At 73.5% G+C, this 14,223-nt stretch carries 18 protein-coding genes; 8 read left to right on the forward strand and 10 right to left on the reverse strand.

The window, feature by feature from the left end; genetic code table 11:
- Positions 1 to 220: 220 nt before the first annotated feature.
- From AB0N04_RS10395 to AB0N04_RS10405, 3 genes are all read left to right on the forward strand, one after another.
- The gene (locus AB0N04_RS10395) at positions 221 to 1,996 is read left to right on the forward strand and encodes an MFS transporter (protein ID WP_360222025.1); all 1,776 of its coding nucleotides are present in this window, start codon (positions 221 to 223) and stop codon (positions 1,994 to 1,996) included.
- A 16-nt stretch (positions 1,997 to 2,012) separates the two neighbouring features.
- Positions 2,013 to 2,477, forward strand: a complete 465-nt coding sequence (locus AB0N04_RS10400; protein WP_360222022.1) for a MarR family transcriptional regulator — start codon at positions 2,013 to 2,015, stop codon at positions 2,475 to 2,477.
- 637 nt (positions 2,478 to 3,114) lie between these two features.
- Positions 3,115 to 3,834 carry a G1 family glutamic endopeptidase gene (locus AB0N04_RS10405; RefSeq protein ID WP_360222019.1) on the forward strand — a complete coding sequence of 240 codons (720 nt, stop codon included), beginning with the start codon at positions 3,115 to 3,117 and terminating at the stop codon, positions 3,832 to 3,834.
- Between the two features lie 106 nt (positions 3,835 to 3,940).
- Here AB0N04_RS10405 and AB0N04_RS10410 read toward each other — a convergent pair whose 3' ends face one another.
- From AB0N04_RS10410 to AB0N04_RS10445, 8 genes are all read right to left on the reverse strand, one after another.
- The gene (locus tag AB0N04_RS10410; RefSeq protein WP_360222016.1) at positions 3,941 to 4,450 is read right to left on the reverse strand and encodes a hypothetical protein; all 510 of its coding nucleotides are present in this window, start codon (positions 4,448 to 4,450) and stop codon (positions 3,941 to 3,943) included.
- Between the two features lie 256 nt (positions 4,451 to 4,706).
- Positions 4,707 to 4,949, reverse strand: a complete 243-nt coding sequence (locus tag AB0N04_RS10415) for a hypothetical protein (RefSeq protein WP_360222013.1) — start codon at positions 4,947 to 4,949, stop codon at positions 4,707 to 4,709.
- A 534-nt stretch (positions 4,950 to 5,483) separates the two neighbouring features.
- Positions 5,484 to 5,753 carry a LapA family protein gene (locus AB0N04_RS10420; protein WP_360222010.1) on the reverse strand — a complete coding sequence of 90 codons (270 nt, stop codon included), beginning with the start codon at positions 5,751 to 5,753 and terminating at the stop codon, positions 5,484 to 5,486.
- A 722-nt stretch (positions 5,754 to 6,475) separates the two neighbouring features.
- Positions 6,476 to 6,769: a hypothetical protein gene (locus AB0N04_RS10425; RefSeq protein ID WP_360222007.1), complete on the reverse strand. Its 294-nt coding sequence runs from the start codon at positions 6,767 to 6,769 to the stop codon at positions 6,476 to 6,478.
- 156 nt (positions 6,770 to 6,925) lie between these two features.
- Positions 6,926 to 7,768 carry an alpha/beta hydrolase gene (locus AB0N04_RS10430; protein WP_360222028.1) on the reverse strand — a complete coding sequence of 281 codons (843 nt, stop codon included), beginning with the start codon at positions 7,766 to 7,768 and terminating at the stop codon, positions 6,926 to 6,928.
- A gap of 14 nt (positions 7,769 to 7,782) precedes the next feature.
- Positions 7,783 to 8,424 carry a dihydrofolate reductase family protein gene (locus AB0N04_RS10435; RefSeq protein ID WP_360222004.1) on the reverse strand — a complete coding sequence of 214 codons (642 nt, stop codon included), beginning with the start codon at positions 8,422 to 8,424 and terminating at the stop codon, positions 7,783 to 7,785.
- Between the two features lie 154 nt (positions 8,425 to 8,578).
- On the reverse strand, positions 8,579 to 9,028 hold the full coding sequence (locus AB0N04_RS10440) for a nitroreductase family deazaflavin-dependent oxidoreductase (RefSeq protein WP_360222001.1): 450 nt from the start codon (positions 9,026 to 9,028) through the stop codon (positions 8,579 to 8,581).
- 249 nt (positions 9,029 to 9,277) lie between these two features.
- The gene (locus AB0N04_RS10445) at positions 9,278 to 9,622 is read right to left on the reverse strand and encodes a hypothetical protein (RefSeq protein ID WP_360221998.1); all 345 of its coding nucleotides are present in this window, start codon (positions 9,620 to 9,622) and stop codon (positions 9,278 to 9,280) included.
- Between the two features lie 108 nt (positions 9,623 to 9,730).
- Here AB0N04_RS10445 and AB0N04_RS10450 point away from each other — a divergent pair, with 108 nt between their 5' ends.
- The 4 genes from AB0N04_RS10450 (at position 9,731) to AB0N04_RS10465 (ending at position 12,250) form a co-directional block, all read left to right on the forward strand.
- Entirely contained in the window at positions 9,731 to 10,147 is a 417-nt protein-coding gene (locus tag AB0N04_RS10450) for a hypothetical protein (RefSeq protein ID WP_360221995.1), read from the forward strand.
- Between the two features lie 102 nt (positions 10,148 to 10,249).
- Entirely contained in the window at positions 10,250 to 10,936 is a 687-nt protein-coding gene (locus AB0N04_RS10455) for a hypothetical protein (RefSeq protein ID WP_360221992.1), read from the forward strand.
- A 111-nt stretch (positions 10,937 to 11,047) separates the two neighbouring features.
- Positions 11,048 to 11,521, forward strand: coding sequence for a DIP1984 family protein (locus AB0N04_RS10460; RefSeq protein ID WP_360221989.1), 474 nt, complete (start codon positions 11,048 to 11,050; stop codon positions 11,519 to 11,521).
- A 366-nt stretch (positions 11,522 to 11,887) separates the two neighbouring features.
- The gene (locus AB0N04_RS10465) at positions 11,888 to 12,250 is read left to right on the forward strand and encodes a hypothetical protein (RefSeq protein ID WP_360221986.1); all 363 of its coding nucleotides are present in this window, start codon (positions 11,888 to 11,890) and stop codon (positions 12,248 to 12,250) included.
- Between the two features lie 120 nt (positions 12,251 to 12,370).
- On the opposite strand, the gene AB0N04_RS10470 is transcribed toward AB0N04_RS10465, so the two are convergent.
- A complete protein-coding gene (locus tag AB0N04_RS10470; protein ID WP_360221983.1) occupies positions 12,371 to 12,880 on the reverse strand; it encodes a DinB family protein in 510 nt (169 codons plus the stop codon).
- An 88-nt stretch (positions 12,881 to 12,968) separates the two neighbouring features.
- Between AB0N04_RS10470 and AB0N04_RS10475 the strand changes: the two genes are divergently transcribed.
- Positions 12,969 to 13,715, forward strand: coding sequence for a hypothetical protein (locus tag AB0N04_RS10475; protein WP_360221980.1), 747 nt, complete (start codon positions 12,969 to 12,971; stop codon positions 13,713 to 13,715).
- A 189-nt stretch (positions 13,716 to 13,904) separates the two neighbouring features.
- Here AB0N04_RS10475 and AB0N04_RS10480 read toward each other — a convergent pair whose 3' ends face one another.
- Entirely contained in the window at positions 13,905 to 14,078 is a 174-nt protein-coding gene (locus AB0N04_RS10480) for a CsbD family protein (RefSeq protein WP_360221978.1), read from the reverse strand.
- Between the last annotated feature and the right edge of the window lie 145 nt (positions 14,079 to 14,223).

Below are 14,223 nucleotides of genomic sequence, written 5' to 3' on the forward strand. Positions count from 1 at the left end.
CCACTCCGCCCGGGTGAGGTTTCCTGGAACGCCTGAAATAGTTAGTTGCTACTAGCTAACCATCCTCCTGGCGGGATCCGGGTGGGCCGGGCCGCGTTCGAGTGCCTTTCTAGCAGCCGCCGCGACCCTTGTGTCCGGGCACCCGCCAGGAGGATGGTTAGCTAGTAGCAACTAACTATTTCAGGCGTTCCAGGAAACCTCACCCGGGCGGAGTGGTGGCATGCCGGCGGTCCCGCAGGAACACCCGCGCCACGAGCGGGAGAACCCGAGCCACGAGCAGGACGACCCGCGCTACAAGTGGGTCGCGCTGTCGAACACCACCCTGGGCACGCTGGTCGCGACCATCAACAGCTCGATCGTGCTGATCTCGCTGCCCGCGATCTTCAACGGCATCGGCCTCGACCCGCTGCAGCCCGGCAACGTCAGCTACCTGCTCTGGATGCTGATGGGCTACCTCCTGGTCACCGCCGTGCTGGTGGTCACCCTCGGACGGCTCGGGGACATCCACGGCCGGGTGCGGATCTACAACGCCGGCTTCCTGCTCTTCACCCTCACCTCCGTCGCCCTCTCCCTCGACCCCGTCTCCGGCGGTGGCGGCGCGCTCTGGCTGATCCTGTGGCGGGTCGCCCAGGCCGTCGGCGGATCGATGCTGATGGCCAACTCCGCGGCGATCATCACCGACGCCTTCCCCGCCCGCCAGCGCGGCATGGCCCTGGGCGTCAACGTCGTCGCGGCCATCGCCGGATCCTTCATCGGCCTGGTGCTCGGCGGCGTCCTCGCCGAGTGGAACTGGCGCTCGATCTTCTGGGTCAACGTCCCGATCGGCCTGCTGGGCACCGCCTGGGCCTACCGCTCGCTGCGCGACACCGGCGTGCGCCGCCCGGCCCGCATCGACTGGTGGGGCAACCTCACCTTCGCCGTCGGCCTGACCGCCCTGCTCGCCGCCATCACCTACGGCATCCAGCCCTACGGCGGCCGCACCATGGGCTGGACCAACCCGTGGGTGCTGGCCGGCCTGATCGGCGGCACCGCCGTCCTCGCCCTCTTCTGCCTGGTCGAACTCCGCGCCCCCGAACCGATGTTCCCGCTGCGCCTGTTCCGCGACCGCGCCTTCACCGGCGGCAACGCGGCCACCCTGTTCGGCTCCGTCGCCCGCGGCGGCCTGCAGTTCATGCTGATCATCTGGCTGCAGGGGATCTGGCTGCCGCTGCACGGCTACCAGTACGAGGACACCCCGCTGTGGGCGGGCATCTACATGATCCCGCTGACCATCGGCTTCCTGATCGCCGGCCCGCTCGCCGGCCACCTCTCCGACAAGCACGGCGCCCGGCTGTACGCGGCCGCCGGCCTGGCGGTCATGGCCCTGTCCTTCGGCGGCCTGCTGCTCCTGCCCACCGACTTCGGCTACGGCTGGTTCGCCCTGCTGATCCTCCTCAACGGCCTGGGCGGCGGCCTGTTCGCCGCCCCGAACACCGCGCTGATCATGTCCAGCGTCCCGGCCGACGCCCGCGGCGCCGCCTCCGGCATGCGCGCCACCTTCCAGAACGCCGGGATGGTGCTGTCGATCGGCGTGTTCTTCTCGCTGATGGTCGCCGGCCTGTCCAGCTCGCTGCCCCACGGACTGGACACCGGCCTCACCGCGCAGGGCGTCCCGGCCCCCGCCGCGCACACGATCGCCGCCCTGCCCCCGGTCGGCACCCTGTTCGCGGCCTTCCTCGGCTGCAACCCGGTCCGCGAACTCCTCGGCCCCGACCTGCTCGGCCACCTCCCGGCGGCCAACGCCCAGACCCTCACCGGGCGCCAGTTCTTCCCCCAACTGATCGCCGGCCCCTTCCACGACGGCCTGGTGGTGGTGTTCTGGTTCGCCATCGCGCTCTCCCTCGCCGGAGCCGCCGCCTCCCTGATCCGCGCCCGTCCCGCCGAGGCCGCCCCGCCGGCCGGTACGGTGAAGCAAACGCCCGCCCCGGCGCGGACCGGCACCGACCCGCGCACCTGAGGAGGACCACCGGCCCATGGCGACCACCACGACCCCGCCCGGGGCCGAACACCCGCTACCGGCCGACGACCTCGCCCGGCTGCGCCTGGCCGTCTCCCGGCTGCACCGGCACATGGTCCAGGCCTCCGGCCGGCGCGACCTCACCTTCGCCCAGCTCTCGGCCCTCGCCAGGATCGAGGCCCACGGCCCGATCCGGCTGGTCGACCTCGCCGCCCGCGAGCAGGTGTCCGCGCCCTCCCTGATCCGCACCCTTGCCCCGCTGCACGCCGACGCCCTGCTCACCAAGGAGGCCGACCCGCAGGACCGGCGCTCCGCCCTGATCCGGATCACCGACGACGGCCGCGCCACGCTGGCCCAGATCCGCGCCGAACGCAATCAGGTCCTCGCCGAACGCACCGCGCTGCTCACCGCCGACCAGCGCGCGGCGCTGCTCGCGGCCCTGCCCGTCCTCGAACTCCTCGCCGAGGACCCGCAGTCCTGACCGTCCGGCCCGCCAGACCGCCCGTCAGGCCACCCGCCCGGATGCCTGGTAAAGCGTCCGCCCGGTCAGCCCGTCCGGCGCAGGTGGCGGCTCAACAGCCCGGACAAGGGCGGAACGGGCGTGTTCGCCGCCCACGGGGTCGCCATGACCGACGCGCAGAAGGCCAAGTACTGCGGAGGAAACCCTCCCGGCCTCGTGCCCGTCCCCGACAGCGAGGCCCCTTCCTCCTGGTCGGCCGCAAGCGCTGCGACTGCCCGGTCGCGTCAGTGGCCGCGGCGGTGGACGACCAGGCCCGGTAACAGGAGCCCCTCCCCGCGGCACCCGCCGAGGTGTCAACACCCGCCCCATGGTCTCGGGCCCGGCGTTCCTGCGCCGTGCCCGAGGCCATGGGGCGGGTGTGTTCCCCGGGCCGGCAGGGCCCGGGGGCGGCCCCGCCGGGAACTCCTCTCCCCGTGCGTGCGCGCCGGGTGAACGTCAAGTCCACTACTCGGCAAGGCAATTCCTTCATCAACCTTCCCGCTGCTCCTCTTGCCCGGCTCATGACAGTCGGTAATCCTGACTGCCACCCCACCACGGCCGCCCCCACGGCCCGACTCGGCGTGTGAGCCGCCGGCCCGCCCCCCACGAAGGAGCCAGCATGCGCACGTTCCTGATACGCGTCGTCACCCTCGCGGCAGCAGCCACCACCCTCGCGGCTCCCGCCGCGCCGACCACCGCGGCGGCCGCCCGGGCGATGTCCTTCCGCCCCCTGCAGTACAACACCAACGGCTACAACTGGGGCGGCTACGCCGCCACGGGCAGCGGTTTCACCTCGGTCTCGGCGACCTGGACCGAGCCGCACGCGACCTGCAACTCCACCAACGACCTCTACGCGCCCTGGGTCGGCATCGACGGGTACGGCTCCTCCACCGTCGAGCAGACCGGGGTGGCCACCGACTGCTCCAGCGGCAGCCCCGTCAACCAGGCCTGGTACGAGATGTACCCGGCGAGCCCGGTCTACCTGAGCCTCAGCTCGTACCCGGTGTCGGCCGGCGACGTCATCACCGCCTCCGTCACCTACGCCGGCAGCAGCAAGTACACCCTCAAGCTGACCGACTCCTCGCGGGGCTGGACCTACAGCACGACCAAGTCCCTGTCCGCGCAGCGGACCAGCGCCGAGGTCATCATCGAGTCGCCGACCGGCTCGTACCCCAAGTTCGGGACCCTCGCGTTCACCTCGGCCACCGTCAACGGCAAGTCCCTCGGCTCCTTCGGCCCGGTCGCCCTCGACCCCAGCTCCAACGGCACCTACGAGGCCCGCACCAGCGCGCTCGGCTCCGGCGGCACCAGCTTCACCGACACCTACCTCCACCAGTGACCGTACCGGCGCCCGGGCGGCCCGCTTCCCGCACACGGGGGGCGGGCCGCCTGCCGTCCCCCGGCCAGAACGGCGGATCGGGCGGGACCGGGCGGGCAGAGCCCGGTCAGGGGTAGCGCAGGTTCTGGTACGAGCAGACGGAGTTGACGCCGCTGCCGACGATCGTCCAGCCGGCCGGCACGGGGTAGCCGTAGACCCGGCCTCCGGGCATCGTGCAGCCCACGTCGGCGGTGACCGTCGCACCGTGGGGCGCGCCGCCGAGGTAGGCGACCTGGGAGGTCCGGGCGTCGATGGACACCGCGACCAGCACCCAGCCCGCGGGCACGGTGGTGTTGGCCAGCACGGCGACCCTGGCCAGGTAGGGCGCACCGCCGAGGAACTCGATGGTCTTCAGCCCGGTCGCCTGGTTCTGGGCGACGGCCGCCCAGCCGGCCGGCACCGGCGCGTACAGGCCGATGGTGGTCTGGGTGCCGAACGGGGGGTCGGCGGCGAGGGCCGAGGGGGAGGCGGAGGCCGCTGCCGTCGGCCACAGCAGGGCGGCCAGCGTGACCACAGCGGAGGCCAGGGCGGGGATGCGGGCGGGGGTTCTTCGGACGGAGGTGCCGGAGCGACGCACGGGAACTCCTCGGGCGTACGGGGGCGTTAGGGGCACTGCCTGCGGGGCGGGTCCTGTCCGCCCCGGGCCACGCTCCACCCCGGCGTGACCGGGCGTCAACGCCGCCCGGCCCGGGGCCGGAGGCACGGCGCGCACGATTGCGCCCGGGCGGGAGCGGGGCGCGCACGAGCCCGCCCTGGGCGGGCAAGGGGCGCGGGGACGGGCCGGGGCCGGGCTCGCCCCGGCCGGGCGCCTGCACGAGCTCGTCACGGCCCGATCAGACCCCGCCGGAACCGAACGGGACGGATACCGGCTCCGCACACTGCCGGAACGCCGCCTGCAGCTCCTCCGAGGTGAGGGTCGCCGCCAGGCCGGCGCGCCGTTTGGCCTCGACCGCCCGGCCCACGGCGTGCTCGCGCCACCGCAGTACGTCGTGCGAGTGGGCCATGCAGCGGGCCGCCTCATCGGTCTCGAAGCCGGTCCTGTCCCCGGCAGGGGCCCCTGCGGCTTCCTGCGGCATGGGGCCCTCCTCCTGGTTCCGGCTCCGCGCGCTCACCCAGGCTGCGATCACCGTGTTCGCCGGGGCGGAGACGATCGGGTGGAAGACCGGGCAGGCTCCCGCGTCCTTCCTGCCGGATCGGTCGGCGCGTCCGCCGACAACCGGTGTGAAGCCCCCCCCGGACGCTGCCCCGAGCCCCGCTCCGCCGCGAGCCGGGCCTTCCCACCTGCACGCCGCCGGTCGGCGCAGCGCGTTCCGCCCGAGGCGTGGACGGAGGGGCTCCGGGGAACCGGGCGGATGCAGGGACGGCACGAGCGTTCACACAATGACGCCACGGCGCCGCAGCCGTACCCTCCCGACATCGACGGGGATCACGAGGGTCTGCACTGGGACGACTGCGGTTGGGAGCCCCCTCCTGGACCCGCAGCGTGGAGAGGTTGGTCGGGACCGTGGCCGGCGCCGCGCGGTAGACCGTCCGCCGACTGCGCAGTCCTCTCCGCCTGCGGTTTCCCGCCGGTCAGGCCCGGGGCGGACGCCGACGTGCGGGCCCCGGGGTCATGGCCGGGTTGCTCTGCGGGAGGCCCGGCGGCGGGTCAGGAAAGTGCCGATCAGCATGCCGACGAGGATCGTGACGGTCAGGACGACCCAGAGTGGCAGGGTGACGTCGGCGACCCACAGGGTGATGGTCACGGAGGCGGTGTTGACCGCGATGAACCAGACGGCCAGGACGGCGATGACGCCCATGGCGATGGTGCGCAGTCGTACCTCGCGGCCCTTGACCGTGAGACGCGACGGCTCGTGGTGCGTGCGGGCGTTCTGCGCCATGGCTTCAGTATCCTGCGATCGGCTCGATTCGTCCCCACGAGGTGTCGGCGGACGGGCCCGGGGCCCGTCCGTCCGGCTCACCGCTGCCGCCGGTCATGCGGGGACCGCGTCCTCGGGCGAGGAGGGCTTCGAGCAGGCCGGTGAGGTGGGTGTCGAGGCCGAGGGCGCCGGTCGCGACGGCGGCCAGGGCGACCGTCCGCGGTGGCGCCGGGCGGTCCGGGAGACGGCTCCGCACACTGTCTGAACGCATCCTGCAGCTCCTCCAGGGTGAGGGTCGCCGCCAGGCCGGCTTGCCGTTCGACGAGTTCGGGGAACTCGAACGGTTCGCACGATGGTGCCGCGCGAGCGGGGCCTTCTCTTGTGCACGATCTAGATCAACAACAGTCGTAGCGTGCCGTTCAGACGACGTACTCGCAGACAGGTGACCTCAACGTGAATCTCAGGGGGCGCGGACGAGCCGCCACCACCGCCGAACGGCCAGTCGAAGCCCTCGGGGTCGGGTGGCCCGGTCAAGGGCCGAGCGCTCGACGCGTTGCTGTCGGGCACGACAGCTGCTGTCCCTTCCACACCCCGGTCGGCGGGGCCGTCGCCAGCGGCGAGGTGCCGCTGGCCCGCCGCACCGCGAGCTGCTCGATGCGACGATCCGTCGCCGACCGACCGGGCTCATCTCGGCCCGGGACGCGCAGACGGCTGAGCAGGCGGCGTGGGCGTGTGCCGTCACGTCACGCCGGCTTGGTGGCCCTGCACCAGGTGCACCGGTACCCGTCGTACCGTTTGCCGGAGTCCACGCCGAGGTCCTCGTTGATGAACTCCAGGGGGCCCCAGCTGTGGCGCAGTTCGGTCTCGCGGCCGCGGCACCTGCGGCACCGTCTGAACCAGAGGCAGTGCTCCGCCTCGGGGGTCCCCCTGGCACCCAGGACGATCCCGTAGAGCGTGAAGCTGCCGTCGTACCGCTCCCAGTAGCCCCAGTCGTGCCCGTTGCAGAAGGCCTTGTTGAACGCGTTGCCGAGCGGCATGGAAGTCCCTTTCCCCAGGGGGAACTCGAGGAGCGAGGCACCCGCGGTATCCCCGCGGGAGGAGATCGACAAGCCCGCGGGGCGCTGCCGGTGGTGCCTGCGCAGCGCCTCGGCGGGCTCGTCGCGGTCCTCGGCCCCGCCCTCCCCCGCCGTCCGCTATCCGAGCTCGAGCATCGCCCCGGTGACCTCGCCGACCGCCGCGGCGGGGAGCGCGGTGGCGGCCTCGTCGAGGACGAGCAGCCGGGCCCCGGGGATCTCGCGCGCCAGCGCCTCGCCGTTGCCGACGGGGAAGAACCGGTCGCGGCGCCCGTGGACGACGAGGGTCGGCACCCCGACGCCGGGCAGGCGCTCGCGCCAGCGGGGCGTGCAGTCCAGCCGGGAGAACACCACGCCCAGCTGGTTGGCCAGCTGGACCGGGGGAGCGGTGCCGGGCGTGCGGTCCCAGACGCGTGCGGCGACGGCCCGGGCGGCGGCGGGGTCGTCGCCGAGGACCTGCGCGCCGGCGGCGGCGAACTCCGCCACCGCCGCGCGGTCGGCCCAGTCGGGCGCCGGGCGCGCGAACAGTCGGCCCATCGTCTCCCCGTCGTGGTCGGGCAGGTCGTCGTCGGGCGGTCCGGGGGCGACCGGGCGGGTGCCGACCAGGGTGAGCGCGCGGAACGCGCCCGGGTGGTCGAGCACGGCCACCTGGGCGACCATCCCGCCGACGCCGATCCCCCCGAGGTGCGCGGGCGCCCCGCCGAGCGCGCCGGCCAGGGCGGCGGCGTCGGCGGCCAGGTCGCGCAGGGTGTAGGCGGGTGCCTGCGGGTCCGCGGTCGTGGACTCCCCGCTGTCGCGCAGGTCGTAGCGCACCACCCGGCGCCCGCCGGCGGCCAGGCGCTCGCAGAGCGCGTCGGGCCAGGAGAGCATCGTCGGCCCGCCCGCGAGCAGGACGAGCGGCGCGTCGTGGTCACCGAAGGACTCGACGCCCAGGGCGGTCCCGTCGACGTCGACGGTGGTCATCGTGGTCATCGCGATCACCTGCCCTCGTCGGACCCGAGACCGCGGTCGGGCAGGCTCATGTCGCCCGTCCCGGGCGTGCCGTCGGCGAGCCCGTAGCGCAGGTACACGGTGCCCTGCGGGCCGGCCACCGGCGGTTCGAGGAGCGTGACGTTCGTGGGCACCGCGCCCCCGTCGAACACCTTCTTCCCGACGCCGAGCACGATCGGGTGCACCCAGAGGTCGAGGCGGTCGAAGAGCTTCTCCCGCAGCAGGGACTGCACCAGGTCCAGGCTCCCGACGACCTTCACGTTCTCGTGCCGCTCGCGGATCTCCCGCACCGCGGCGGCCAGGTCCGGGCCGAGCTGCACGGACCCGGCCCACGGCAGCTCGGGCGTGCCGCGGGAGGCCACGTACTTCGGGACGCGGTTGAAGAGCTCGGCGATCTCGCCGTCCTTCTGGTGCGGCCAGTAGGAGGCGAAGATGTCGTACGTCCGCCGGCCCAGCAGCAGGGCGTCGGTGCCCTCGTACGCGGCGAGGATCTGCGCCCCGGTGGTCTCGTTCAGCAGGGGTGCCTGCCAGCCGCCGAACGGGAACCCCGCCGGGTCCTCGTCCGGCCCGCCGGGCGCCTGCCCGACGAGGTCGAGGGTCGCGAACATTTCGATCTGGATGAGGCCCATGTCTGTACTCCCGGTGCGTCGGTCTACCCCGTCGAGATGTAGACCTGCCGGAGCCGGAAAACTCATCGCCGCGCCGCGGACCGGTTCCCGAAGTGTGCCGCGACCCGGTCTCCGGGGGCGTCGGGCCCACCCTTGTAGCCCCGCGCAGGCGCTCCTACCCGCGCGCGGCGGGCTCCAGCACGAAGACGGGGATCTCCCGGTCGGTCTTCTGCTGGTACTCGGCGTACGGCGGGTACGCGGCGACCGCGCGCTCCCACCACTCGGCCTTCTCCTGCCCGGTGACCTCCCGGGCCGTCATGTCCTGGCGCACGGGACCGTCCTGGAGCTCCACGTGCGGGTCGGACGTGACGTTGAAGTACCAGAGCGGGTGGCGCGGGGAGCCGCCCTTCGAGGCCACGGCCGCGTACCGCCCCTCGTGCTCCACGCGCATCACCGGGGTCTTGCGGATCCTGCCGCTCCTCGCGCCGCGCGTGGTGAGGATGACGACGGGCAGGCCCGTGTCCCGGAGCGTCAGCCCCTGCGTGCCGCCCGAACCCTCGTACAGCTCGACCTGCTCGCGCACCCACTGCGCCGGACTCGGCTCGTACTCGCCCTCGAGAGGCATCGCTTCACCCCGTCGTCACGTCATGAAGTGCGGTGTCCCGCCGTGGCCGGGTGGCCTGCACGGTGCCTCCGACCAGCGCGAACGCGGATCGTCGAGGCCCGTGTCCCCGCTCGTGTCGGAGGTACCTCCCAGCTGGGGGAGCATATCGGCCGCCACCCGGGCGCGGAGCGCTCCCGCAGGGCCCCGCGCGTGTCCGGGCCCCGCGCGTGGCCGGGCGCGGCCGGGGACCGGGCCGCCGGGCGGCCCTTGTCAGCTCCGCCAGAAGCAGAGCACCACGGCGCCCGCCATGACCAGCGCGGTCAGCAGCGGCGCCCCCATCCGGCCGTGCGGTCCGGACGTGACGGCGAGCATCGACACGACCGGCACCGTGAAGCCCAGACCCACCACCAGCACGAGCACCACACCCGTCGGCGCGCCGGCGACCATCGCCCCGAACACCACCGTGAACATCAGCACCAGCCACAGCGACGCGGTCACCAGCAGCCAGGCCGCCCGCGCGGTCCACCGGGCCGTCCGGTCGTCGGCGTAGAAGTCGGCGCGGGTCGTCGTCCAGAACCTCAGCAGGGGCCGGTCACGCCGGGCGGAGATCAGCATGCCGCCAGTCTGGCGTGCCCCGGGCCGTCACGGCACCCCCCCGGGCCGCCGGAACTCCCGGCCCCCGCCCGAGTAGCATGTGGCGCCACGGCCGAAGGGGGCGCGACCATGGGGGACGACGCGACGCAGTCCGCGGGCTTCGGGTGCACGGCGTGCTGCGCCGAGGACGCCGCGGTGGCGCGGGCGCACCACCGGAGCCACACCGGGGTCCGGGTCGAGACGATGATCCGGGACGACTCGCACTTCATCGTCTCCGTCCAGCGCTGCGCCCTCTGTTCGCAGGCCTTCGTGAGCGTCTTCACCGAGTACGTCGACTGGGCCGCCTCACAGGACGCGCAGTACCGCACGGTGCTGCCGATCACCGACGCCGAGGCGGACGACCTGGCGGCGGGGCGGTTGGGCCCGCACCGGGTCGGGGCCCTCGGCCACGGCCGCCGCCACCTGCAGAGCGACTGGCCGAGCGAGGCCGACGAGCCCTCCGTGTACTGGGACAGCGGCGTCTTCGAGGTCCGCGAGGGGTACTGACCCGGACGGGCCCCTGCCGCCCCCGGGCCCCGTGCCGGCCCTGTCGGTCGTGGACAGTACGGTTGCGGCGAGCACCATCGGAACGCACGCACGGGGGCACACATGACCGTTCACCGGCCGGGACTGCCGCAGGACCTCCCGCCGGCCGAGGAGCTGTGGGCGCGCTGGGCGCTGCTCGCCGCCCTCCAGGCGACCACCGCGGACGAGGAACGCCCGCCGCGCCACCGCACCGGCCGGTGGATCGATGACAAGGGCCTGCACTGGGACGACTGCGGCTGCACCTGGTGGGTCATGTCCCAGCGGGGCGACGGCCGGTTCGTGCTCTACGGCGAGGACGAGTCGAGCGGCGTCAAGTGGCACGAGCCGGCGATCGACGTGCTGGCGGGCGGCCCCGACTGGCTGCCCCACGAGGAACTGCGGGACCTGATCCAGGCGTACGAGATCGGCTGCGTCTACTGGTACGAGAACGGCGCCTGGGCCCGGGCACCGTACCCGGACGGCCTCCGCGACGACGGCCTGGACTGCGGCATGAGCTCCTTCATCGACCGCGGCGAAGTCCTGGGCGAACTGACGGACCACCTGGACGACACGGTCGACACGCCCGACGGGCCGGACGCGCAGGGCCTCCTGGCCGACGCGGAGGCCTACCGGCTGGACCCGCACCGGCTGCTGGAACGGCTGGCCCCGACCAACGCCGACGACGACCCACTGGACGGGCCGGCCATCGCCCGCGCCCTGACCCGCGCAGGCCTGACCGGGCAGGTCGCGGCGACCGCCACCACCCCCTGACCGCAAGGACACCGCAGCCCACCGAGGGGGCGGGCCCCGGCGACCCGCGCCGCCGGCGCCGACGTGCATACTTGCCGGACGATCAACGGCACGCAGAGGGTGGATGACGCGGTGAAACTGGCTGAAGCGCTCGCACAGCGCGCGGCCGCGGTGCGGCAGGTGGAGCAGCTGCGCTCGCGCGTCGTCGGCAGCGCCCGCTACCAGGAGGGCGAGGAGCCGGCCGAGAACGCGGCCGAGGTCCTGGCCCAGGCCGGGGAGGTACTGGACGAGCTGGAACGGCTGATCCGCCTGATCAACCGGACCAACTCCACCACGCTCGTCGAAGGCGGCGGCACGCTGACCGACGCCCTCGCCCGCCGGGACGTCCTGCGGCTGCGCCACTCGGTGCTCACCGCGGCCGCCGACGCCGCCTCCGGACGCGACCAGCGCGGAGCCGTACGGCAGTTGCGGTCCGAACTCAGGATCCTCTCCGCCCTGCCGGTCGCCGAGCTCCGCGCCCGGGCGGACCTCCTCGCCAAGGAGATCCGCGAGGTGGACACCCTGATCCAGCGCACCAACTGGGAGATCGACCTGCTCGAGGACTGACCCCGCAGACCGGGTGTGGGACAGCAGGTAGTCGCCACGGAGGCGTGCACACACCGAGGCCGGCGGTCAAACCGGCCCTGGCGCGTGAAGAGCAACGCAGGGGTTCGATTCCCCACCAACAGTGCAGCTCAGCACCGCGCACAGGTGACGGCACACGCCGCACAGCTCACCACCATGTGCAGATCCGGACGACGAGGGCGGGAACGGGGCGCCCCACACCCGGGTGCGAGGGCCGTGCACACCGCACGGCCCTCGCACCCACTCCACCCGGGGCTGACGTACCGCCAGGCCCGGGTTGCCCGCCCACAGGGGCCCGCCGGGCAAATCCGGTGGAGACGGCTCCAGCCGCCCGGCTAGCCTCGCGCCGTGATCGATCAGGCGCAGTACGAGCGGTACAGGGAAGACGCGAAGGTGCTGGCGGTGGTCGGGGAGCACGTCCACCTCCAGGTCGGCCGGGTCACCGTGCGGCTGCCCGGGGACCTGGCCCGGGCCGCCGTGGACGCCTGGGAACGCGACGAGGAGTCCTCGGGCGGCCCCGGCGAGGAGAGCCGCGAGCAGTACGAGCTACGGGACCAGGCCGGCACCCTCGCGCTGATCGGCCTCGCGATCTCGGAGTCCGGCCGCTGGGAGGACGACGAGGTCGCCGTCGACCTGCACGTCCACAGCGCGGGCGCGGCCTGGCTCGCCTACGCCGACTCCGCGGGCACGTCCTTCCGGGTACTGGAGTAGCCCCGCCCGGCCGAGGAAGGACCTTCGAAGCCCGCGCCCGCACCGCCCGCGCGGCACCCCCGTCGCCGGTCTGGCCCTCCACCCGGCACAGCACCGGAACCGGGCCCGCCGGGCCCGGTGCTACACGCCGGTGGCGCCGTCGACGCGTTCGCGGACCAGGTCGGCGTGGCCGTTGTGGCGGGCGTACTCCTCGATCATGTGGACGTAGATCCAGCGAAGGCTGACGTCCTGCTCCATGAAGCGCCCCGTGTCGGTCAGGGCGTGCTCGGCGCAGTGCGCACGGGCGCGGGCGATCTCCGCGTGCCAGACGGCGAGGGCGTCGCTCAGGGCGGTGCCCGCGGCGACCTCGAAACCACCGTCGGGGCCGTCCGGGTCGGCCTTCGGGTAGATGGGCGGCGCCTGTTCCCCGGCGAACACGCGACGGAACCAGTTCCGCTCCACCTCCGCCATGTGCTGGACCAGCCCGGTCAGCGTGAAGCCGGACGGCGGCACGGAGGCCGTGGCGGCCTGCTCGTCGTCCAGCCCCTCGCACTTCATGGCCAGGGTGGTGCGGTGGAAGTCGAGCCAGCTCTCGAGCGTCGTGCGCTCGTCGGCGTTCAGCGGCGGCATGGGGCGGTCGATGGCGTTCATCGGTCGATGATCGCAGGCTCCGCGGCCGGCGACGGACGGGGCGTCACCCCGGGTCGGGCGTCGCATGATCCGGCACTAGCCTGGCGCGGTGACGAGTCGAAATCGAACCTCCCGTACCGGCGCGGCCGCCCTCGTGGCTGCCGGCCTCGTGTTCCTCACCGCCTGCGGCGGCGGTGGCGGCACCGCAGGCAGTGGCGCCAGTGCCACCGCCGGCAGTGGCAGCAGCAGTAGTGCCGGCCAGGCGAAGGAGGTCGGCTGGTACCGCACGGTCGGCGACCTCTGCGCGGCGGTCGGCGATCCCGGTCTGCCGGGGCAGCTGAGGAGCTCGATACCGGTGACGAGCGAGGGGATCGCGGACGACCCGTCCTCGACGCTCAGCTGCAGCTACGACGGCGGTCCGGCGACGGAGGACTGGCGGGTGACCATCGACGCGACGGTCTTCGAGGCGGCCCGCGGCTGCCACTGGATGGAGGTCGAGGCGGACATCGCCAAGTCCCCGCTCGGCGGGCCCAAGCCGACCGAGACGCGGAAGTTCGCGATGAACGACGGCGGGGGGCTCGGTCAGGAGGGCTACCAGTCCTCGGTCCGGCACCCGCTCACCGACACCACCCCCGGGCCGGTCGACCAACTGAGCTTCAAGTCGGCTTTCTGCGACGGGAACCTGAACCTGGCGGTCGACGTCGACTACGGCGCCGGCTCGGCCATGTCCGCCGACTACCCGGGCGCGCTCGACAAGGCGGAGGAGGCGTCGCGCAAGAAGGCCGCCGAACTGCTCAAGCGGGCGCGGGAGAAGCTGTACGAGCGGGCGATGAGCCCGCAGCCGACGGCATCGTGACGGGAAGTCGCCCCGGCCGGGGGCCACAGCGGTCGCCCCGGCAGGCCGGCTCGCCCGGTGGACGCGGCCCGTGCGGTGCGCGGTGTCCGGCGGTCGTGCCGCCGGTCCCGCGTCCCCGGGGCCCGGGCTTCGGTGCCCGGCGCTCGCACCGGGTCGGGCCGTCTGCACGGCTCCGGCGTCCGGTGCGGGTCAGTGCTTGAACGCGTCCTTGACCTTGGCTCCGGCCTGTTTGAGGTTTCCCTTGGCCTGGTCGCCGCGGCCTTCGGCCTCGAGGGTACGGTTCCCGGTGGCGCGTCCGACGGACTTCTTCACTCCGCCCTTGACCGCTTCGGCCTTGTGTGCGGCCTTCTTGCCGATGCCCATGGCTGAATCCATCTCCTTTCGTGGTGTCGCGCGTCGTGTGTCGGTGCGGCCGGTCTGCCGCGCCTACGGCTGGCCTTCGTGCGGCTACCCGTCGTTCCCACGGCTATTCGGGCGTGGCGGGGCCTCCGAGGAGGAGGTGCGGTCT

Origin of the sequence: Kitasatospora sp. NPDC051702 (genome assembly GCF_040681575.1) — a bacterium.
Taxonomy (GTDB): Bacteria; Actinomycetota; Actinomycetes; order Streptomycetales; family Streptomycetaceae; genus Kitasatospora.